Raw genomic sequence first — 20,460 nt, forward strand, 5'->3', positions numbered from 1 at the left:
CCTCCTTTACACAGATATTTTTTGTTCTGTTTCTTTAATTTCTTCAACACTTACATAGTAGCCATGATCTTCTTCAAACGAACGAAGGATCATGCAGGCAAAGATTCCGATTAAACCGGCAATGGCAGGAATCCACCATTCAAAGACAAGAGCGAAACCGCTGATTCCAAAGAACATGGACATGATGAACGGTCTGCCTGAGTAGTTAGGCATGTGAATCGGCTTGTACTCAACTTCTTTTTTCTTGCCTGTTTCTTTTTCTTCCATTTTCATTTGCCAGAATGCATCAAGACCCTTTACCTCAGGTGTAACCGCAAAGTTGTAGTGAGGCGGAATCATTGTAGTTGTAGACCATTCAAGCGTACGTCCGTCCCAAGCATCTCCAGTTTGCTCGCGTGGAGAGTAGCGGAAGCTGTAGTAGATGTTGTATACAAGAACAACGAATCCAAGGGCCATTCCAATTGCACCAATGGATGCTACCACGTTAAGCCCCGTCCATCCGTCTGCAGCGCCATACGTTGAAATACGGCGTGGCATGCCGGCGAGTCCAAGGAAGTACATTGGGAAGAAACAGATGTTAAAACCGATCGTGAACAGCCAGAAGCTGACTTTCCCGATTTTTTCGTTTAGTTTGTGTCCGAACATCTTCGGATACCAGAAAATCAGACCTGCGAAACATGCGAACACGGTTCCGGCGATCAATACGTAATGGAAGTGAGCAATCAGGAAGTACGTATTGTGGTACTGATAGTCTGCTGCTGCCATCGCAAGCATAACCCCTGTTACCCCGCCGATGACGAAGTTAGGAATAAACGCAAGTGACCAGAGCATTGGTACAGTAAATCTGATTCTTCCTTTGTAAAGCGTGAAGAGCCAGTTGAATATTTTAACACCCGTCGGTATGGCGATCGCCATTGTTGTGATGGAGAAGAACGAGTTAACAAGTGCTCCTGAACCCATCGTGAAGAAATGGTGAACCCAAACGACGAAACTTAGACCAGAGATTGCAACGATGGAGACAACCATCGCTTTGTATCCGAACAATGTTTTACGTGCAAACGTTGAGATGATTTCTGAGAAAATCCCGAACGCAGGCAGGATAACGATGTAAACCTCAGGATGGCCCCAAATCCAGAACAAGTTCGCCCAAAGCATCGGCATACCGCCGTTTTCAAGGGTGAAGAAAGCTGTTCCGAACAGCCTGTCAAATGACATCAGCGCAAGCGCAACTGTCAGTACAGGGAAAGCGAACACGATAATCAAACAAGTGATTAAAGATGTCCAAGTGAACATCGGCATGCGCATAAGCGTCATACCAGGCGCACGCATCTTCAAGATCGTGACCATGAAGTTAATACCTGTCAGGAGTGTACCGATACCGGCAACCTGAAGGCCAAGAAGGTAGTAGTTCTGTCCAGGTCCGGGACTTGCCTCGTTGCCTGCGAGAGGCGTGTAGCTCGTCCAGCCTGCATCAGGTGATCCGCCGATAACAAATGAAATGTTAAACAGCATCGCACCGACAAAGAATGTCCAGAAACTTAATGAGTTAAGATACGGATAAGCAACGTCGCGCGCTCCAATTTGCAGAGGAACAACAACGTTCATTAGACCAATCAAAAACGGCATCGCCATGAAGATAATCATGATCGTTCCGTGAGTCGTGAAGATTTCATTGTAATGCTGCGAATTCAGAAACTCTGAATCTGGCAATGTCAGCTGGGCGCGCATTAAGAGAGCATCTACTCCCCCGCGGAACAGCATCAGAATGGCAGCAATGATATACATGATTCCAAGCTTCTTATGGTCGACAGTCGTAATCCAGTCTGTCCAGAGCCATTTCCACTTTTTAAAGTAGGTAAGGCCTGCCACAATGGCGATGGATGTAAGCAGTATTGAGATTTGGGCGCCGAGTATCAGCGGGTCTCCCATTACAATAAATTCATCCCATTTCATAGTTGATGTTTCCTCCCTTCTCAGTGAGAATGTTCTTCTTCAGTCTTTTCGTCTGACTGATGCTCAGAATGATCTGCACCCTCATGTTCAGAATGTTCTGAACCATGCCCTGTGTGACCTTCTGATTTTTGAGTATGATCAATGTTCATTTCTTTATTTGGATCGATTTTCTCCAAGTGCTCGACTTCATCGTGCTTGTGAAGCTCATAACCGGACTGTTCGCGGACTCTCACTGCATATTCAGAGTCTGTTGAATGGTCCACCCACTCAAGGTGAGTGTTGGAGAATGTCATTTCTCCAGTTGTTCCAGGAATCATAAGCTGATCATACTGATCCTGCGTAAGCTCAGGTGCAGAACCTTTTGTTTCTTCAGCCCATTTCTCAAACTCTTCTTCAGGCATGGCTTCTACATCGAATGTATGTCTTTCAAAGCCTTTACCCGTGAAGTTCGCGTTGCGTCCTGCATACGTTCCAGGCTCATCTGCCTGCAGGTATAGCTTAGTCTGCATGCCGGACATCGCATATTTCTGTCCTCCAAGCTGCGGAATCCAGAAAGCTGTCATTGTATCAGCAGAAGTAAGCTTGAACAGGACAGCACGGTCTTCAGGAATGTTTAAGTAGTTAACAGTCTCAATTCCCTCTTCTTCATAAGAGAAAATCCATTTCCAGTCAACCGATGTTGCATGTATAACCAGAGGCTCCTTATCTCTAGATGATTCAGGCGGCTCTTCAAGTGCATAAATAGTTTGAACGGTCGGAACAGACAGAGCAATTACGATCAGAATCGGAATAACTGTCCAGACAATCTCTAAGAATTTGCTGCCTTCCATTTCAGGCGGCTCATATTCAAGGTTGTCTTTTCGCTCACGGTATTTAATGACAATGAGGGTAAACAGAACAAACACAACAGCTATAATGAAAAGCATAAAACCTATCGACAAAAGAATAAGGTCACTTTGTGCAGCTGCAACAGGTCCTTTCGGATCCAGGATCACATAGTTGCTGCATCCGCCCAGAAAAAAGACAGAGAGTAATAGACCTAACGCATAAAACGGTTTAAACAGCTTGAACACCAGGTTCACCTTCCTTCCTAATTAATGGCATGACTATTATGCATGCTTTTTGCAAAAAAAGCACGTTTAAATTATGGCAGAAAAACGATGTTTTCGTTTTCTTTTCCTCTATATGCTAGCAGAGCAGGCTTCATCATGTGAGTACCCTTCATCAAATGTCACGAACATTTCATCAGTCGTTCAAACAAATGTCACATTTTCATCATACTTTAGTCATATTTATTCCAGTCCTTTCTTTTAATGGAATTGAAAGTGTTTTTATTAAAAATTTTGCTTTTTAAGGATAAATAAGTAAAGAGAGCATCAAACCTCTTTTTACCCTTGCCGCAGAAGGGGTAAACTCTGCAATATGTTCAAACTCTCAGACTTTGTATCTAGTTTGGGAAGGGGTGCTTTTAAAACGGCAAGAGCATTGGCGGATTCCAAAAGTTAGGCTATTCAGCATACTCCGTCAGGCATTTGCTTACCCTCTCATATCGTTTTTCGATTTGGCAGGGTACGATTCCGGTGTTTGCTTACCCTCCCATATCGTTTTACGGTTTAGCAGGGTACGATTCCAGCTTTTGCTTACCCTCCCATATCGTTTTACGATCTGCCAGGGTACGATTCTCTCATTTGCTTACCCTCCCATATCGTTTTTCGGTTTGCCAGGTTACGATTCTCGCTTTTGCTTACCCTCGCTTATCGTTTTTCGGTTTCCGAGGGTAAGCAAACCACCGCTCACACCCCTTCCCCGCTCATAAAAAAGCAGCCCCGGATTTCCGGGACTGCTGCATGTCAGTCAAACTTCAGCTTGGACAGGGCATCTGCCAGAGCGGGGTTTGATAATTCATCATTCTGTTTTTTCATGTAGTTTGCGACTTCTTTTTTGGACACTTTTGTGTTCTGGGTTTTCTTTTTGCGTTCCGTAAAGGAGGAGAGCTTTTCGCGGTGGCCGCATTTGCACAGGAAGAACTGCCCGTCTCCCTCGCCGCGAAGCTCGAGCTTCTTATGGCATACTGGGCATCTGGCATTGGTTGTGCGCGCGATACCTTTTCTGTAGCCGCACTCCCTGTCCTGACACACGTGCATTTTCCCTTTTTTGCCGTTCACTTCAAGAAGAAGCTTGCCGCACTCAGGGCATTTTTTGCCGACGAGGTTATCGTGCTTAAAGGTTTTGCTGCTGTTTTTCACTTCCTGGACAACCGCTTTTGCATAGCCCCTCATCTCCTGGACGAAGGCCTGCTTTGCAAGCTTGCCTTTGGCGATTTGTGTAAGCTTTTGTTCCCACTCCGCTGTGAGGGCAGGCGATTTCAAGTCTTCCGGCACAAGCTCGAGAAGCTGTTTTCCCTTGGAAGTGACGAAAAGTTCTTTTCCTTTTTTCTCAACTAAGAAGCTGTTGAACAGCTTTTCAATAATGTCAGCCCGGGTTGCCACGGTCCCAAGACCGCCGGTTTCGCCGATGACTTTCTTTAGATCTGCATTCCCGGACATATATTTTGCCGGATTTTCCATCGCTGAAAGCAGGAAAGCTTCATTGAAGCGGGAAGGAGGCTTTGTTTCTCCTTTCGTCTGAACAAGTGACTGAACGCTCAGCACGTCACCTTTGTTCAGAACCGGAAGCTGCTGCTCTGGAAGGCCGTCCTTATCGTCTTCCTCTTCATACTCATACACTTCTTTCCACCCTTGAGAGAGGACCGCTTTTCCTTTCGCAAGGAAGGTCTCATCTCCAATCCTGCACGTGAGCGATGTTTGCTCATATTCAAAAGCCGGGGAGAGAACGGCAAGGAACCGCTTGACGACTAAATCGTAAATTTTTCTCTCTTTGTCGCTGAAGGCAGATGAAATAACCGTTTCTTCCGTTGGAATAATGGCGTGGTGATCAGAAACCTTGCTGTCATCCACAAATGACGAATTCGCCTTGATTGGCTTTTGGAGAATCTTCATCGCTGCTTTAGCATATGGTTTTACTCCGCAGGCTTTTACCCGTTCTGCAAGTGTATCGACAAGGTCTGAACTTAAAAAGCGCGAATCTGTTCTTGGATAGGTCAGCACTTTATGCTGTTCATAGAGCTTTTGCATGATGGACAGCGTTTCTTTAGCCGAGTAGCCGAACCGCTTATTCGCGTCCCTCTGAAGCTCTGTCAGATCATACAGGGCGGGAGAAAACGTCTTTTTGCGGGCTTTGTCCGCCGACACAATGACAGCATTCTTCCCTGAAAGCCCTTTTGCCAGAGCGTCCACTTTCTCCTGTTGAAAGGATTTGATATCCTTCGTTTTTGCATCCTGCCAGACGAGATGCAGCCCTTCTTTTGTCTGGGCTTTCAGACCGTAATACGTTTTCGGATCGAACTGCCTGATTTCTTCTTCGCGCGCTGCAATAATAGCAAGCGTCGGCGTCTGAACCCGGCCTGATGACAGCTGGGCATTGTGCTTCGTAGTGAGCGCACGGGTTGCATTCATCCCGACGATCCAGTCCGCCTCCGCTCTAGCTTCAGCTGAATGGAAAAGAGGCTCATAGTCTTTTCCGTTTTTCAGCTTTTTGAATCCTTCTTTAATGGCTTTATCGGTCACAGATGAAATCCACAGCCGTTTAATCGGTTTATGGACATGTGCTTTTTCTATAATCCACCGCGCAACAAGCTCGCCTTCCCGTCCGGCGTCTGTCGCGATGACGATTTCTGTTACGTCCTTGCGGTTTAATACAGCCTTTACCGCGTGGAACTGCTTGCTTGTCTTTTTTATCACAACGAGTTTCAGCTCGTTTGGAAGCATCGGCAAATCTTCCATCTTCCACGTTTTGTAGGAATCACTGTACGCTTCAGGATCCGCGTGTGTAACAAGATGGCCAAGAGCCCATGTCACAATATATTGGCTGCCTTCAAAATATCCGTTGCCTTTTTTTCCGCACTGTAACACTCTTGCAAGGTCCCTTCCGACAGAAGGCTTTTCTGCAAGTACTGCAATTTTTCCCATAGTCACATTCCTCGCTTTCATTCGATAGTATATCGTATCACATCTTCACACTGAAGGTTTTGTACCACTCTGGCTCGCACTGGTCAAAATCTGAATGGTCTGCTGCAATCATGTTGAGCCTTGAGAGCATCTCATCCATCAGATGCGGCGTTTCTCTTTTCGTCCAGACAACGGCTGAAAAGATGCTCATTGCTGCATAGACACTGTACAGCGCCCAAAAATCATGCGGAATGCCGTCTTTAAAGTAACCGTCAATCTGTCCTGCCGAAAAGGGAACACTTACTTCCCTGCTGAACAGGGCCACTTTATAGAAATCATGATATGGATCACCAAAATCATGGCGGTTAAAGTCAATGCAGCCCGCATATTTCCTGTCTTTCACAATCAGATTTGCGGGATGAAAATCATCGTGCTGAAAAGTGCGCGGACGGCCTTTGAGCAAGTGAAGATGTTGATCAATAAATTGACCGGCACGGTCACCATACTCAAGCTGGATGTCGAGCCCAACATATGCGTCCGCATATCGCTGATGCTTGGCAGAAGCGGCCTCATACCATGTGTGAGGCGACGGCGGCGCCGGGATTGCATGCAGAGCATGCAGCTCAAGGCCGGCCTTAAAGCCAATCTCGTACTGCTCGCTGACAGTAAGCCCGGGAAGTACGTCCAAAGCTTCTTCACCCTCAATATAACGGACGATCATATAGCAGATATTCAAAGATTCAATGATCCCGAAATCAACAGGGCCTGATGACTGAACACCGCGTTTTTCAGCTTCTTTTAGCATTTCATATTCTTTAAGCTTAGAAGCCTGCTGATTCAAATCTGCCGTGCGAATGACATATTTCTTCCCGTCTTCGTCCACTGCAAGATACTTATTATCATATGAGAACCCTTTTTCTATTTGATTTATGGTTTTGAAGCTGTCAAAATAGCTTTCTAAATCCCGTTCCATACCCATCCCCCTGTCCTGAAAAAAACAAGATTTCTCTCATATGTTACCATATTCAGAGACAGGAGGCTGTTTAGCACGAACACTGAAAGTGAGGTTCAGTCATGCACGCTGAAGTACAGAATTACTTTTCAAAAGCAAATATTAACCACCTGGCAGATATGGTTCTGCTGCGCAAGAAGATACTTGCTGCCCTTCCGTTTGCGGAGGAGGGCTTTCAATACGGATTTCCGGTCTATTCGCTTTCGGGCGAACCTGCTGCAGGCTTTGCAAGCCGGGAAAAAGGTCTGATGTTTTATTTAATGGATCCCGGAATCGTTGCCCCATACCATGAAGACCTTGCAACGAGAATTACAGGAAAAACCTGCATCATCCTGAAAGAAAACTCTGATACGCCTAAAAGCATTATCCTCGACTGCATTGACCGCATGCTCGCGGACGTAAGAAGCAAACACCTTTCCTAGCTGCGGCACCGCAGTTTTTTTCCCGTTTTCAGACAACATAGTGCCATAATGTTCCGCTTCTGCGGTATAGCTTAAACAACCCGGATTTAGTATGATGGTAGAATGAAACGTTTAGAAAGCAGCGGAGGGTTAAAAAGAACATGAGTTTACTTACAATTGATAAATTAGGCCATACGTTTGGCGACCGTACTTTATTTAAAGATGTATCCTTCAGGCTTCTGCCGGGTGAGCATGTAGGCCTTGTCGGAGCGAACGGCGTGGGGAAATCGACGCTGATGAACATCCTGACAAAAGAATTGATCCATGACACAGGAAAAGTCGAGTGGACACCCGGTGTTCACTACGGATACCTTGATCAGCATACTGTCCTTTCAAAAGGGAAGACGATCAGAGACGTTTTACGGGACGCATTCCTGCCCCTGTATAAAAAGGAAGAAGAGTTAAACGAAGTCATCGCGAAGATGGGAGATGCCTCTCCTGAAGAGCTTGAAGATCTTCTTGAAAAGATGGGGGAAATTCAGGATCACTTGGACGCAGGAGGCTTTTACTCGCTTGATATGAAGGTTGAGGAAGCGGCACGCGGGCTCGGCCTCGATGCCATCGGACTCGACCGCGACGTATCAGCCCTGAGCGGCGGGCAGCGGACGAAGGTTCTCCTTGCAAAGCTGCTGCTTGAACAGCCTGAAGTGCTTCTTCTGGATGAGCCGACGAACTACCTTGATGTTGAGCATATTAACTGGCTCAGCAATTACTTGAGAGAATATCCTCATGCATTCCTTTTGATTTCGCATGATACGGAATTCATGAACGGGATTGTTGATGTCATTTTCCATCTTGAGTTCTCAAAGCTGACGCGCTACACAGCAACTTATGAAAAATTCCTGGAGCTTGCGGAAATCAACAAGAACCAGCACATTAACGCGTATGAGAAACAGAAGGATTTCATTAAAAAACAGGAGGATTTCATCGCTAAAAACAAGGCACGCTATTCCACAACCGGACGTGCAAAAAGCCGCCAAAAGCAGCTTGACCGCATGGAGCGGATTGACCGCCCTGAGACAGCGATGAAACCGACATTTGAATTTAAAGAATCCCGCGGAAGCAGCCGTTATGTCTTTGAAGGAAAAGACGTCGAAATCGGCTATACGCAGCCTCTGCTTCCAAAACTTACGATGACGATCGAACGCGGGGAAAAAATCGCAATCGTCGGCTGCAACGGGGTCGGAAAATCCACCCTGCTTAAAACAATTTTAGGAAAAATCAAGCCTCTTGGCGGGTCGATCCAGCTTGGAGACTTCCTTTATCCTTCTTACTTTGAGCAGGAAGTAAAAGCGGAAAACATTACGCCGATTGACGACGTGTGGAGTGCTTTCCCTGGCCTTGACCAGCATCAGGTTCGGGCGATGCTCGCACGTGTCGGCCTGAAAAATGAACACATTTCCCGTCCGCTTAATCAGCTGAGCGGAGGCGAACAAGCAAAGGTGCGCCTGTGCAAACTGCTTCAGAACGAATCAAACTGGCTGCTGTTTGACGAGCCTACGAACCACTTGGACGTAACAGCGAAAGAAGAGCTGAAACGAGCCATTAAAGCATACAAAGGGACCGTTGTCCTTGTCTGCCATGAACCTGACTTTTATGAAGACTGGGTCACAAAGGTCTGGAATGTAGAAGAATGGGCGGAGCAGTCTCAATTGTAATAAAAATCCGGCACATCGGTGTGCCGGATTTTTTTGTTTATGACTTACAACGTTACACCTTCACAGACTCCTGCACAGCTGCCTTCGGGTGGACATCAAGGCTTCCTGTATACTCAACCGTTCCGATTTCACAGTTTTCACCAATTGAAATATCCTTTCCCCTGACAAGCTTGGCTTTTGTATTCTGAAGGCGGATTGTATCTCCTTCAATAACCTCTGTTTGAAGATAAGGGTCTGAATTCAGAAAACGAAACAGGCGGCGGAACAGGCTAAATGATTTTTCGACACTCACAGTGATCGTTTCACCGCCAATTTCTTTCACTTTTGAATAGTGATCCATGCAAATCTCGATCTGATCCGCACTGAGCAGTCCGCCGATATGAATCACTCCGCTTGAACGGAAGCTCTCTGCTTCACAGTCTTTTGATGCACTCAGCAGTCCCGTTACTTCCACACGCTCTGCTTGAATCTTTCCCATCACTTTTGCAGACCCGTTCACTTTAAATTCCCCGGCCGTCAATTCTTTCAGCATTTTTGCAGATCCGTTCACCGTAAATTCTTCTGCAGAAACCGTTTCTTCAAACTTTGTGCTGCCGTTGACTTTGAGCAGTTTTGTTTCGATCTTCCCCTTTAACGTTGAAGATCCGGAGATTTTAATCTGCTCTGCAAGAACAGATCCTTCCATTTTACCGGAACCGTCAATTTTCAGGCTTTCACATTCAACGTCCCCATGGATCTTTCCGCTTCCGCTGATGGATACATCCTCATACTGTCCGCCGCCTGCAGAACCGGATCCATTTATTTTTAAATCATGCCGTTTCGTTGCCTGTTCCATTTTTCCCATCCCCTTATTATTAAATGGTCGAAAGCCGTTTTTTCAACTGATTTACCTTGTCTTCCAAATTGATCCTCACAAGCATTTCCGCTTCCGCAATGACCTCAGAAGGCGGGCTGATGATCACCCATATGGTGACCCCGTTCTTTTGAAATCCGACCAGTTCACTCGTTTTATGCTCAGTCTCCCTGTACCTGCCCGCCAAAAATCCAAGCATTTCTCTGCACTGATCATCATTGAGCTTTACCCGGAGGTCTTCTGCGAGCGAAAGAAAAAGAATGGAGTGGAAATCATAGCTTTCACCCCCGAAAAGATCACCAAATGCTCTCAATGTCTGGGGCTTCAGAAACTTCACGAGCAGATCTTCCTTCATCGTCACTTCCGCAGGCTTCGGTGAAAAAAACGCCGACAATTCGTCAAGGGAATATTCATCTTTCATTCCTTTTATCGCTTCCACACGTTCAAGAATCTTCTCTTTCGGAAAAAACGTCTCCTGGCCGGTGTAGCTTGATTTCTTTATAAACCATTCTTCAGGAATGATGTTTTTCCTCTTCCATCTGTAAAGCTGGCCATAAGAAATTCCGGTTTCATCAAGCAGTTCTTTTTTTGAAATAACCTCTTGTTCCAAGTCAATCCTCCTTTCGTAAAACATTGTTACGTTGTCTAGTTTGAATGTAACATAACGTTGTTACGCTGTAAATATATTTTTGGTTTTTTTTGTAAGGATTTCGTTTTCTTGTGGCCAATGTTGTTCAAAATCGTAACCGGTCATTTCAAAAAAAATAACGGAATCCGTATCTGGATTCCGTTAAATCATAGCTGTCCCAAGAGCCTGCTCAGATAAACTGATCAAGTCATTGTCTTTTTGGTCGATTCCGTAGAGCAAAAGCAGGGATAGTGTATAGATTCCTTTAAATCTCGCAAGTTCTGCAGTTGCGGAGCTCACGTTACCGTATATCTCAAAAAACACCTTTCTTGCATGGGGAGTGAAAAATCCGTAAACCGCCGAGAGATCAACTGCCGGATGCCCGATATGAAGATCTCCCCAATCAATTATACCTGAAAGGGAACCTTCTTCGTCTAGGAGAACATTGCGAATGTGCAGGTCCCCGTGTACCAGGCAATTGGAGCTGTCCTGCTTCAAAGGCTTCTGTTTTTCCACATATGTTTTCAGCTGCTTTACAATTGGACTTTCCGGAAGGAGATCACTTAGCTTAGCTGCCGTCTCCCTCAACATTGGGGTGCGCTTGTTCATATCAAGTCTTCCAAGTGTGTCCGGCTCAGCACCGGAATTTTCAGCTGTCTCAACAGGGATGGCGTGCAATGCTTTTAAGAAATACGCGAGCTTTTGCGCATTCTGGTTTTGCTGTTCCCCATTCCATTTAACCGGCGTTTTTCCAGGCACATGCCTGTAGCCAAGGTATGGCCATTTATAGCCGCATCCGGGATTTCCGCTGAATAAGGGGACTGGAACAGCCATTCCAAGACCTGCGAGAAGAGGAAGCACGCTCTCCTCTGTCTTCAGCAGGTCAACCGCTATTTCTCTCCGTGGAAACCGGAAAACATACTGGCCGTTGACTTTGAAAACCGTATTGTCAAATCCATACCCGAGCAGCTCGGCATGAACCGGATGCAGTTCGGGAAAATCCTTTGATATAAGCTTTTCTGCGTGATCGACTGTAATAGTCTGGTCCGGTGCCCATGGATTTGCCATCGTTATCTCCTCGTTTTAAAACGGCGCGGCTGTTCTCTTTTTTCTTTTTCAGGGCGATACACCTGATCTTTATTTTTCGGCTGCGAGGTATATTCAGAGGAAGGAATGTCAATCACTTGCCTTGGCAGCTTCATGCCTATGCCCTTTTCAACCGTATTCAGGTCGTCCATATCTTTTGGAGCGGCGAATGTAATCGCCATACCTTCTCCTCCGGCACGTCCTGTTCTTCCAATGCGGTGGATATAGGTTTCTGCATCCTGGGGCATATCATAGTTGTAGACGTGAGTGATTCCTTCTACGTCAATTCCGCGTGCGGCAACATCTGTTGCGACCAGATATTGAATTTTAGCTTCTCTGAAAAGCTTCATGACTTTTTCTCTTTTCGCCTGAGAAAGATCTCCGTGAAGCTCTTCTGCTTCATATTTCCGGGCTTTCATCGCATCAATCAGTCTGCCGGCCCTTATCTTTGTCCGGCAGAAAATAATGGCAAGGAAGGGCTGCTGCTCGTCAAGAAAGCGGAACAGGGCTGCCTGTTTGGCTCTGTCATTCGTTTCAATCACAAGCTGATTGATTTTTTCGACCGTAACCTTCTTTTCCTGCACCGTGATTTCTTTCGGGTTCGACATGTATTGTCTGGAAAGTTCTTTCACTTTTGGCGTGATCGTGGCTGAGAAAAGCATCGTCTGGCGGGACTGGAAGGTTTGGGATACGATGTCTTCGATATCTTTATGGAAGCCTGCGAGCAGCATTTGATCCGCTTCATCAATGACAAGCATGGAAACGCCGGACAGATCGATGGTCTCTCTGCGGATGTGGTCGAGAATTCTGCCAGGCGTTGCAACTGCAATGTGAATGCCGCGGCCAAGCTTTTTTATCTGCCTCTCAACATCCTGTCCTCCGTAAACGGCGAGGATTCCGAATCCTCCAAGTCTGTCTGTCAGCTTCTTAATTTCCGCCGTTATTTGAATGGCAAGCTCTCTTGTCGGGGCAAGAATGAGTGCCTGCAGTTCATTCCGCTCCACCTCTATTTTTTCAAGAATTGGAAGGACGAACGCAAGGGTTTTTCCCGTTCCTGTTTGTGCTTTTGCAATAAGATCCAATCCTTCGAGTGCAGCAGGAATTGTCTTCTCCTGTATAGGTGTAGGTGCTGAAATTCCCTGGCGTTTAAGGGCGGCAGCTGTTTTTTCTGAGATTCCTAATTCTGAAAACGTCATTCTAATTTAGTTTCCTCTCTATTCTCCGTCTTTTCTTAGATTCTTATTGTACACTTCCGGACTGGTAAATAAAACAGCAGCTATTTCCCAGAAAATATCAGGATCTTTTCACAGCTTTCATTTTCAGCCCGTTCTTTACACGCAATGAAACAAGCGGTTCAGGCTGAAGCTCTTCGTCCGGAGAAGTGAGCTCAAGCTTGTATTTCCTCAAAACAGTGGCAGAAATTAAGACAGCCTCCATCATGGCGAACTGGCTGCCGATGCACCCCCTTGATCCTCCTCCAAATGGAAAAAAGCCGTACAGGGGAATTTCTTCTCCGCTGTCTTTTGAAAATCTGCCTGGATTAAATGTTTCAGGGTCCCTGAATAACGCCGGATTCCGGTGCATTACATACGGACTGATGAGAAAGATCGATCCTTTTTGAAAATGGTTTCCTGCAATTTCAACATCCGTTTTTGCTTCACGCAGGATAATCCAAGCCGCAGGATAGAGCCTGAGCGTTTCCTGCACGACCTGCTGCGTGTAGGGAAGGGCCTTCATTGATTCAAAAGTCAGCTGTCCCGCATCCTTTATTTCTGCCAGCATCTTTTCTTCCACTTGCGGATGCTTGGCCAGGACAGCAAAAATCCACGTCAGCACGTTTGCGGTCGTTTCATGGCCGGCTATTAAGATCGTGACAATTTGGTCTCTCAGCTCTGTTCTTGTCAGCGGCTCTCCCTTTTCATCCGCTGCCTGAAAGAGGAGGCTCAGCAAATGGCCGCTGCCCTGATTTTTCGCGCCCTTTTCAATAAGCAGGTCCGCGAGTTCATCAAGGGTTTTTACACCGCGTTTATATTTTCGGTTTTGCGCAGTGGGAAGAAAATCGGGCGGGGAAAAAGGTGTAAGAAGAGATTGGGCCGTTTTCTCAATGATATCGCTTACCGCTGATGCCACAGGATTTGTCTCGTTACTGAGCCTTTCTCCAAACATGGTCTGAACGATAATCCGAAGAGTCAGATTCATCATGTCCTCATGAATGGATCTTGTTTCACCATCCCTGTAAGAAGAAAGCAGTTCTTCCGTCATGGAAACGGCTGTATCTGCATACTCAGCGACTTTCCGTTTATGAAAAGACGGCTGCATGAGCTTTCGCTGACGCTTGTGCACTTCTCCTTCACTCGTCAAAACACCGTTTCCAAGCGTTTTTCCCAGCGTTTTTGAAGAAGAGCCTTTTACAAAAGCCTCCTCTTTTAACGTCAGGATCTGTTTGACAGCTTCTCTTGAATGAATGATATAGGATGTATTTTTTGACTTGGGGTTAATGGCGACAATTTCTCCGAGAGTATGTGTCCTGTATAAAAATTCAAGGGGATCTTTGCGAAATTTGAGGTAGTTCTGCAGCTGGGTTCCAGGTATTTTAGCAATCATCGGAAAATCCTCCTAATTGATTGATTATATGACCAGTATACAGCAGAACGCTGCATGCACGAGAGAAAGAAGCGTCCCCAAGAGAGAGTTCTATTGTTCTCTGTGAAAAGGTAGTATAATATGAATGAATGATTAAAAAGGAGGATGTCCCATGTCCGAGAAAAAAATGACCCTTCAAGAGGCGATCAAACAAAAGCTTGAAAGCAAGAAGCAGGCACAGGCAAACGGCCAGGCTGGCGCTAAAGGTTCAAACCAGACCAAGAGCATGAAAAGCCAGGTGTCAAAGAAAACAAATAATCAGCGCAGAAGAATGGGCGTCTGATGAACGGCCAGAACAGGGAACACGTTAAGCCCGGCATGTCCGTTCAAATTGTCTTAAAGCAGGACCAGCGAAGCGGCAAGCTTACGCCTGGTATCGTAAAAGACATTTTGACAAATTCCCCCTTTCACCCTCACGGCATTAAGGTAAGACTTCAGGATGGACAAGTTGGAAGAGTCAAGTCAATTGATGCTCAATAATTTCCATTGCTGCAGCGGCATGTTTTCATTGAACTTTCATCATCCCTCACTCAAAAACAGCACTCCTCAATGAAATAAATGCTCTTTCTCATGCTAAAAAAGCTAACCTCTGAAGGTTAGCTTTTTTATTTGTTCATTTTTTCCAAAAACCCGCCAATCAGATCGTCTGCCGTTTCCTCTTTCTCTTCTTTCTCAGAGGAGGCTGCTGTTTCCTGAAGGGCTTTTTCCCAGTCAAAATCATCGAGGCCCTGATTTGCATCAAAGTCTTCTTCATGTTCTGGATCTGAGTCCAGACGAGCACTCGGTACTTCCTGCAAATAGAGCGCCTCGTCAATATCCAGCGATTTGCTCGTAAAGGAGGCAAGCAGGGAAGCGGCTCTTACCGGATCTGCAAGGATCTGATAAACAATGCTTCCAAGCAGCGCTTCAGAATGTTCATGCTTTATCCAGTCTCTTTGAGCTTTGCTGAGCTTTTGCGGAATGGGGATGGTGATGCTTTCTTTGTCTTTGACAAAAGAATCACTGACGCCCTGTGTGACGAATTCCGCAATCTTGCTTGAGAAATTCCTTTTTTCTGTCTCTTTCAGCTTCTGCAGCTGTTTGATAATATGCTCAGGGGTATCTGAGGGGATACGGAATGTGATTGCCTGTCCCCTCTGAATACCTGATGAACCGCCCTTATTCATATGACCACCCTATTTATTTGGCAGTAGCTGCTTTTTTATCTTCACTGCTTTTATCTTTGTTTTCCTTGCGGTAAAAATCAAAAATCAGCTTGTAATAAGCATTTGCCATCATCCAGATGCTTTCATTTTCATCTTCAAAGAAGTCGATATTGTAGCCGTCAAGATTGTTGTTCAGCGTTTTAAGGTAATCTTTCAGCACAACAGCTCCTCCGCCGACAAAGTAGCAGATCTCAGTCTGAGAGTTCTTTTGCCATACATTGCGCAAGTGACGGTACTGCTTTTTGGCAAGGTCAAGAAGGATGCGGTCTGTGATGTCATGGACGCTTGTGCGGCTTCCTCTTACATAAATGTGGTTGCGGTCCTGTTTTTTCGTAATAATCTCGACTACATCACGGCGGCTGTCTAGCTCTACACCGTGCTTAGTGCGGATTTCCTCACGGATCGCTTCAAGAGATTCAACAACACCAAGATTAAAGCCCTGTGCTTTGTCGTCATCCACGTTGCGGTTTTTAATAACAGCGATATCTGTTGATAATCCGCCGATATCCTGAATGATGATGCGCTTGTCGATCAGGTCTTTATTAATGATGTTTAGATCTTTATCCATCACCAGGTTAATGTAGGCAGCAAATCCTTCAGGATAAACTTTCACTTCATCAAACTTGATGTTGACTTTTAAGCCCTGATATTTAGGTGTGATTAAAAATTCAACCTGATGCACATTTCCAAGAAGCTTTGAACGGTAGCCCACATCTTTTCCTTCTTTTGCTTCTCTAAGCGGAAGGCCGGTTCCCAGCGTGTAGTTGGCATCAATCACTTTATTGTTTCTGCGGAACACTTTTTCATTTTCAGGTTTCACGGCATCAAGAGCAATAGAAGCAAAGAGCATAACAAGAGTCTGGTCTTCTTCTGATTTGCTGCTTCCTGGATCAAGCTCAGAAGCATTGTCGCTTTTTGTCGCAAGAGAACCCACGCGGTAAATCGCATTGTTATCTTTCAGGGCAGGGGAGTGCACTCTAATATGAATGCCGTCCAGCGGGTCTTTGCTGTCCAGTTCTTCAATTCCAATAACAGGGCGGTCTTCAATATCCCTTGCGATCACGTTTGGTATGTATAGTTGAGATTCGTATTTTCCAAAGATTGCTTTTACGGCATCATTGCCGACATCAATTGCTGCAATTCTAGATTTCGTCATATCAGTCATTCCTTTCCTTTCATGAATTAGTATAAAAATCCAATCACTTAAAGAGTATTAAAGTTTACTAGATTCGTCAATAGAAGAAGGGCGATTACAAAAATGTATACATGTAAACAAATCTGTCTACAAACGTATACAAATTCGTATACAACCATCACAATTTGTATACATCCCTATACATCAACATGCGTACGAATTTGTACACTTGTAAACATTATTTGCATACAATAGATTACATTTCGTTTACAAGTAAACGAATAGTGTATACATGTAAACACTAAAGAATGGGTGCTGAAAAACTGTTCAAATAAACGGATGCGCACACAGTCGGATTTCAGCGAAACATGCTGCCAAAAAAACAGGATTTTACCAGGTTGCTGTCGAAATAAACAGATTCAAGAAGAAAAAGGAGAGCGAATATGCCGTCAACATTTCCATTGATTGAAACGGACCGGCTCAGACTGAGAAGCATCGATCAATCTGACGCTGAACAAATCTATCAAACCTTTTCAAAAGAGGAAGTAACAAGGTATTACGGGATGAATGTCTTTAAAACAAAAGAGGAAGCAGAGGCCCTGATACACAGCTTCAAGCTTGGCTACCAGTCAAACAGGCTCATACGCTGGGGAATTGAGTTAAAAGACTCCGGCACATTGATAGGCACATGCGGGTATCATTCCCTGTCCCCAAAATACAAGCGCGCTGAAATAGGCTACGAGATCTCACGTGATTACTGGAGAATGGGCTACAGCATAGAGGCTATAAAGGCTATTTTGTCCTTTGGCTTTGAAAAAATGGGACTGATTCGCGTTGGGGCTGTAGTCATGATTGAAAATACCCCTTCCAGAAGCGTTCTTCAAAAGCTTGGGTTTAAAGAGGAAGGAAGACTGAGAGATTATATTATCCAGGACGATAAACCCTATGACGTGATCATGCATTCCATCCTGAAAGAAGAATGGCAAAAAAGCGGATTCCAATAAGGATACCGCTTTTTCACAATGGCTTTATTTCTGACTGGGGCGGCTGTTCAAACCACCCGCGCCGAATCATCAGCTGTGTGCCATCTTCCGTAAAGAGCATAATATCTTTCATGATCAGCAGATAATGGGCCCCTACATCCCTTCTCATCGACAAAGATAAACTCCTTCCAATCAGTGATATGGCAGCGCCTGTTGATGCTGTAATCATGAACATAATCAGCTTTTCAGAAAACGGACATACCTCTGAATCCGTCACCTCAAGCGATACTGGAATCGTTCCCAGATGGCCTTCTTTCTTCAGCAGAAGATTAAAGACATCCACCTGTTTTTCAGCGAGCTTCTTCGCCCTTATTAAGTAGTTTTTAATTTCTTTGTCTTTCATGCATTGAAGGAAGCCCTTAAGCAGCAGAATACCGATATAATTGCGCTCGATAATAAAAAACGCTTCGCCAAGTTCATACGAATTAAGCGGTCTTCTTTCACCAAACCAGCCGGTCAAATAGGAGTTGTTTTCAACATAATGCACGCTGTCTGGATAGGTCATTTTCGGAGGGCGGTCATAAATCCCCTTAGAAAGCATTAAATCGACGGACATTTTATACAAACCTGTTACCTTCTGCTGCACTTGTATAAAAAACGCAAGCAGATCAGTTCTGGCAACATTCGTAATGAGTGTTGAGACGCTGACAAGAGTAAGCTGGCTTGTACGGTACACATAACTCAGCGCGTACAGATCTGTATATAAGGGTGGGGCAGACAAATCCACGTCTGCATCTGAAAAACCGTCTGGAACAGGATAGTTTTCACCCTCTAAAAAGCGTTTTACCGTTTCCAGATTAGATGCTGAAAGCTGCATCGCTTCTTTAACTAATGGGGCAATCTCCTCGTCCTCCATATGGACCATAAAATGCTTTAAAAAGCATAAAGATGCACTTTCCTGCATATACGTGGTCCACAAAGCGGAGATTTCAGGAGCTGTTAAGTTAATGTTGTGATGAGCCATGTGCAGTAATCTCCCTGTACCGGATTTTCTATTACTATTTCGTAAGAGCATTTATTTTATGCGAAAATAAAACCGGTCTAAAAAGACCGGCTCACCGTTTTTCTATAAACACCACTTTTAAATAATTGCCTTCTTTGTACTCTTTGATCGTCTTAAAATCATCAGGAAGAGAATATTCCTCAAGTACCCTGTAAGACTCGCCCCTCTCCTTAAAGGCAGCATCAATAAAGCCCTTAAACTTTTTCATAGAAAATGTACTGCAGTTTGTCGAAGCAACGATGACACCCTTATCTGAGGTCAGTTCGACAGCATCCTTCAGCAAGTCTTTATAGTCCTTAGCCGCACTGAAGGTAACCTTTTTTGACCTTGCAAAGCTTGGCGGGTCAAGAACCACCATATCGAACTTCAGCTTTTTCTTCACGGCATACTTGAAATAGTGAAACACATCTTCCACGATGATGTCCTGTGCTTCATAGTCGATGCCATTGATGCTGAACTGCTCGATTGTTTTGCTCATGCTGCGGTTCGCCAGGTCTACGCTTGTTGTTTTAACAGCTCCTCCAAGTGCTGCATAAACAGAAAAAGCACCCGTATAAGAAAAGAGGTTCAGCATTGTTCTTCCTTGTGCATACTTGTCTCTGATGGCTTTTCTGACCTCTCTCTGATCCAAAAAGACACCCACCATAGCTCCGTCGTTCAAATACACGGCAAACTTAACGCCATTTTCCTTCACAATCAGAGGAAACTCAGGCTGTTCCCCTTCCACATAGCTGTCTTCATCCACCACTTGGCCCTTTGTATCAAATCTTTTTTTCTGATAGATGCCTGCAGGTTCAGCGTACTTTTTCAGGGCATCCAGGATGGCTGTCCGGAACTGATAGATGCCTTTGCTGTACCATGTCAGCAAATAATAGCCGTTAAAGACATCAATCGTTAATCCGCCTATACCGTCACCCTCACCGTTAAACACGCGAAAAGCTGTTGTATCCGTGCTTTCGAACAGCTGCTTTCTGTAAGAGAGGGCGGTTTTTAGTTTTTCATCAAAAAAGGCCTGATCAATGGGTTCACCTTCTTTATGAGTCAGGATCCAGCCGGCTCCTTTATTCTGCCTGCCATAATAGCCCAAGCCAATAAATTGACGCTGCTCATCAAGGAGCCTGATCAATTCCCCTTCTTCTTTCAGAGCGGAGGGATTTACAAGAGCATCTTTAGGGATAAGCGGGCTGCCGCTTTTCATTTCATTTGCGTATTTTCGTTTGATCAAAATGGTTTTTTCCATGTCATGTTCCGTCCAATCTTTTGTGAATTCTTTTACCCATACTACATGAAACTCAGGTCACTTGCCAGAATGCCCAAAGAAGGCCCCTGAAAAGAATTTTTAAACAAAATGTTTCTTTTTAAAAAAGCCGGGGAATAACAACGAATAGAAACAGCAATACACAAAACCACACTGAAAGGATGAATGAAAATGGGCATTATTTTATACTTAATCGTCGGCGGTTTAATCGGCTGGCTGGCAGGAATTATTTTAGGGAAAAACGTTCCGGGAGGCATTATCGGAAACATCATTGCTGGTATTATCGGAGCATGGATCGGCGGAGAGCTTCTTGGTTCATTCGGCCCTTCATTAGCAGGAATTGCAATTATTCCGGCATTGCTTGGAGCAATCATCTTCGTATTCTTGTTAAGCCTTGTTCTTCGCTCAATGCGCAAAACAGCATAATAAGAGAACTGGCATCCGCTGACTGCGGATGCTTTTTCTATGGAAAAAAGCATAAATAAAAGGCCCTGCTATGCAGGGCCTCACATGTA

19 protein-coding genes are annotated in these 20,460 nt (G+C 45.0%); 6 read left to right on the top strand and 13 right to left on the bottom strand.

Annotation, left to right across the window (positions count from 1 at the left end; all coding sequences use genetic code 11):
* Window positions 1-6: 6 nt before the first annotated feature.
* The 4 genes from qoxB to ACK1LH_RS20440 form a co-directional block, all read right to left on the bottom strand.
* Window positions 7-1,953: a cytochrome aa3 quinol oxidase subunit I gene (gene qoxB / locus ACK1LH_RS20425; RefSeq protein WP_029283169.1), complete on the bottom strand. Its 1,947-nt coding sequence runs from the start codon at window positions 1,951-1,953 to the stop codon at window positions 7-9.
* Window positions 1,954-1,973: 20 nt separating this feature from the next.
* On the bottom strand, window positions 1,974-3,026 hold the full coding sequence (qoxA, locus tag ACK1LH_RS20430; RefSeq protein WP_081414221.1) for a cytochrome aa3 quinol oxidase subunit II: 1,053 nt from the start codon (window positions 3,024-3,026) through the stop codon (window positions 1,974-1,976).
* Window positions 3,027-3,803: 777 nt separating this feature from the next.
* Window positions 3,804-5,981 carry a DNA topoisomerase III gene (locus ACK1LH_RS20435; RefSeq protein ID WP_411334179.1) on the bottom strand — a complete coding sequence of 726 codons (2,178 nt, stop codon included), beginning with the start codon at window positions 5,979-5,981 and terminating at the stop codon, window positions 3,804-3,806.
* 37 nt (window positions 5,982-6,018) lie between these two features.
* Window positions 6,019-6,933, bottom strand: a complete 915-nt coding sequence (locus ACK1LH_RS20440; protein ID WP_051827355.1) for an aminoglycoside phosphotransferase family protein — start codon at window positions 6,931-6,933, stop codon at window positions 6,019-6,021.
* 101 nt (window positions 6,934-7,034) lie between these two features.
* Here ACK1LH_RS20440 and ACK1LH_RS20445 point away from each other — a divergent pair, with 101 nt between their 5' ends.
* Together ACK1LH_RS20445 and ACK1LH_RS20450 are read left to right on the top strand one after the other, a co-directional pair.
* On the top strand, window positions 7,035-7,394 hold the full coding sequence (locus ACK1LH_RS20445; RefSeq protein WP_029283161.1) for a DUF1801 domain-containing protein: 360 nt from the start codon (window positions 7,035-7,037) through the stop codon (window positions 7,392-7,394).
* Window positions 7,395-7,534: 140 nt separating this feature from the next.
* Complete coding sequence (locus ACK1LH_RS20450; RefSeq protein WP_411334180.1) at window positions 7,535-9,091, top strand: ABC-F family ATP-binding cassette domain-containing protein; 1,557 nt, start codon at window positions 7,535-7,537, stop codon at window positions 9,089-9,091.
* A gap of 52 nt (window positions 9,092-9,143) precedes the next feature.
* On the opposite strand, the gene ACK1LH_RS20455 is transcribed toward ACK1LH_RS20450, so the two are convergent.
* The 5 genes from ACK1LH_RS20455 to ACK1LH_RS20475 form a co-directional block, all read right to left on the bottom strand.
* On the bottom strand, window positions 9,144-9,926 hold the full coding sequence (locus ACK1LH_RS20455; protein ID WP_282033627.1) for a polymer-forming cytoskeletal protein: 783 nt from the start codon (window positions 9,924-9,926) through the stop codon (window positions 9,144-9,146).
* A 19-nt stretch (window positions 9,927-9,945) separates the two neighbouring features.
* Window positions 9,946-10,554 (bottom strand): DUF4004 family protein, encoded by a 609-nt coding sequence (locus ACK1LH_RS20460; RefSeq protein WP_029566544.1) that lies wholly within the window; start codon window positions 10,552-10,554, stop codon window positions 9,946-9,948.
* Between the two features lie 180 nt (window positions 10,555-10,734).
* Window positions 10,735-11,640: a phosphotransferase gene (locus ACK1LH_RS20465; protein WP_029566543.1), complete on the bottom strand. Its 906-nt coding sequence runs from the start codon at window positions 11,638-11,640 to the stop codon at window positions 10,735-10,737.
* A gap of 2 nt (window positions 11,641-11,642) precedes the next feature.
* The gene (locus tag ACK1LH_RS20470) at window positions 11,643-12,854 is read right to left on the bottom strand and encodes a DEAD/DEAH box helicase (RefSeq protein WP_282033624.1); all 1,212 of its coding nucleotides are present in this window, start codon (window positions 12,852-12,854) and stop codon (window positions 11,643-11,645) included.
* A 97-nt stretch (window positions 12,855-12,951) separates the two neighbouring features.
* On the bottom strand, window positions 12,952-14,262 hold the full coding sequence (locus ACK1LH_RS20475) for a cytochrome P450 (RefSeq protein ID WP_411334182.1): 1,311 nt from the start codon (window positions 14,260-14,262) through the stop codon (window positions 12,952-12,954).
* Window positions 14,263-14,413: 151 nt separating this feature from the next.
* On the opposite strand from ACK1LH_RS20475, the gene ACK1LH_RS20480 reads away from it, so the two are divergent.
* Complete coding sequence (locus tag ACK1LH_RS20480) at window positions 14,414-14,584, top strand: hypothetical protein (RefSeq protein WP_168713773.1); 171 nt, start codon at window positions 14,414-14,416, stop codon at window positions 14,582-14,584.
* Window positions 14,584-14,781 (top strand): YwbE family protein, encoded by a 198-nt coding sequence (locus tag ACK1LH_RS20485; RefSeq protein ID WP_029283146.1) that lies wholly within the window; start codon window positions 14,584-14,586, stop codon window positions 14,779-14,781. Before ACK1LH_RS20480 ends, ACK1LH_RS20485 begins: the two co-directional genes overlap by 1 nt.
* 125 nt (window positions 14,782-14,906) lie before the next feature.
* Here the strand turns inward: ACK1LH_RS20485 and ACK1LH_RS20490 are convergent, their stop codons facing one another.
* Together ACK1LH_RS20490 and ACK1LH_RS20495 are read right to left on the bottom strand one after the other, a co-directional pair.
* Window positions 14,907-15,467: a hypothetical protein gene (locus ACK1LH_RS20490; protein WP_029283144.1), complete on the bottom strand. Its 561-nt coding sequence runs from the start codon at window positions 15,465-15,467 to the stop codon at window positions 14,907-14,909.
* 13 nt (window positions 15,468-15,480) lie between these two features.
* Window positions 15,481-16,662, bottom strand: coding sequence for a ParM/StbA family protein (locus tag ACK1LH_RS20495; RefSeq protein WP_029283142.1), 1,182 nt, complete (start codon window positions 16,660-16,662; stop codon window positions 15,481-15,483).
* A gap of 422 nt (window positions 16,663-17,084) precedes the next feature.
* Between ACK1LH_RS20495 and ACK1LH_RS20500 the strand changes: the two genes are divergently transcribed.
* Window positions 17,085-17,645, top strand: coding sequence for a GNAT family N-acetyltransferase (locus ACK1LH_RS20500; RefSeq protein WP_029283140.1), 561 nt, complete (start codon window positions 17,085-17,087; stop codon window positions 17,643-17,645).
* Between the two features lie 13 nt (window positions 17,646-17,658).
* Here the strand turns inward: ACK1LH_RS20500 and ACK1LH_RS20505 are convergent, their stop codons facing one another.
* Both ACK1LH_RS20505 and ACK1LH_RS20510 read right to left on the bottom strand, forming a co-directional pair.
* Complete coding sequence (locus ACK1LH_RS20505) at window positions 17,659-18,648, bottom strand: DUF3231 family protein (protein WP_029566541.1); 990 nt, start codon at window positions 18,646-18,648, stop codon at window positions 17,659-17,661.
* 91 nt (window positions 18,649-18,739) lie between these two features.
* Complete coding sequence (locus ACK1LH_RS20510; RefSeq protein WP_029283136.1) at window positions 18,740-19,927, bottom strand: class I SAM-dependent rRNA methyltransferase; 1,188 nt, start codon at window positions 19,925-19,927, stop codon at window positions 18,740-18,742.
* Window positions 19,928-20,116: 189 nt separating this feature from the next.
* Here ACK1LH_RS20510 and ACK1LH_RS20515 point away from each other — a divergent pair, with 189 nt between their 5' ends.
* The gene (locus tag ACK1LH_RS20515; RefSeq protein WP_029283135.1) at window positions 20,117-20,371 is read left to right on the top strand and encodes a GlsB/YeaQ/YmgE family stress response membrane protein; all 255 of its coding nucleotides are present in this window, start codon (window positions 20,117-20,119) and stop codon (window positions 20,369-20,371) included.
* Window positions 20,372-20,460: the final 89 nt, after the last annotated feature.

Source organism: Metabacillus indicus (assembly GCF_046603695.1).
GTDB classification, from domain to species: Bacteria; Bacillota; Bacilli; order Bacillales; family Bacillaceae; genus Bacillus_P; species Bacillus_P indicus.

Excerpts from the sequence above, each read along its gene's own strand:
- qoxB (WP_029283169.1), bottom strand. The coding sequence starts at position 1,953 with ATGAAATGGGATGAATTTATTGTAATGGGAGACCCGCTGATACTCGGC.
- ACK1LH_RS20435 (WP_411334179.1), bottom strand. The coding sequence starts at position 5,981 with ATGGGAAAAATTGCAGTACTTGCAGAAAAGCCTTCTGTCGGAAGGGAC.
- ACK1LH_RS20440 (WP_051827355.1), bottom strand. The coding sequence starts at position 6,933 with ATGGAACGGGATTTAGAAAGCTATTTTGACAGCTTCAAAACCATAAAT.
- ACK1LH_RS20445 (WP_029283161.1), top strand. The coding sequence starts at position 7,035 with ATGCACGCTGAAGTACAGAATTACTTTTCAAAAGCAAATATTAACCAC.
- ACK1LH_RS20450 (WP_411334180.1), top strand. The coding sequence starts at position 7,535 with ATGAGTTTACTTACAATTGATAAATTAGGCCATACGTTTGGCGACCGT.
- ACK1LH_RS20455 (WP_282033627.1), bottom strand. The coding sequence starts at position 9,926 with ATGGAACAGGCAACGAAACGGCATGATTTAAAAATAAATGGATCCGGT.
- ACK1LH_RS20465 (WP_029566543.1), bottom strand. The coding sequence starts at position 11,640 with ATGGCAAATCCATGGGCACCGGACCAGACTATTACAGTCGATCACGCA.
- ACK1LH_RS20470 (WP_282033624.1), bottom strand. The coding sequence starts at position 12,854 with ATGACGTTTTCAGAATTAGGAATCTCAGAAAAAACAGCTGCCGCCCTT.
- ACK1LH_RS20475 (WP_411334182.1), bottom strand. The coding sequence starts at position 14,262 with ATGATTGCTAAAATACCTGGAACCCAGCTGCAGAACTACCTCAAATTT.
- ACK1LH_RS20480 (WP_168713773.1), top strand. The coding sequence starts at position 14,414 with ATGTCCGAGAAAAAAATGACCCTTCAAGAGGCGATCAAACAAAAGCTT.
- ACK1LH_RS20485 (WP_029283146.1), top strand. The coding sequence starts at position 14,584 with ATGAACGGCCAGAACAGGGAACACGTTAAGCCCGGCATGTCCGTTCAA.
- ACK1LH_RS20490 (WP_029283144.1), bottom strand. The coding sequence starts at position 15,467 with ATGAATAAGGGCGGTTCATCAGGTATTCAGAGGGGACAGGCAATCACA.
- ACK1LH_RS20495 (WP_029283142.1), bottom strand. The coding sequence starts at position 16,662 with ATGACGAAATCTAGAATTGCAGCAATTGATGTCGGCAATGATGCCGTA.
- ACK1LH_RS20500 (WP_029283140.1), top strand. The coding sequence starts at position 17,085 with ATGCCGTCAACATTTCCATTGATTGAAACGGACCGGCTCAGACTGAGA.
- ACK1LH_RS20505 (WP_029566541.1), bottom strand. The coding sequence starts at position 18,648 with ATGGCTCATCACAACATTAACTTAACAGCTCCTGAAATCTCCGCTTTG.
- ACK1LH_RS20510 (WP_029283136.1), bottom strand. The coding sequence starts at position 19,927 with ATGGAAAAAACCATTTTGATCAAACGAAAATACGCAAATGAAATGAAA.
- ACK1LH_RS20515 (WP_029283135.1), top strand. The coding sequence starts at position 20,117 with ATGGGCATTATTTTATACTTAATCGTCGGCGGTTTAATCGGCTGGCTG.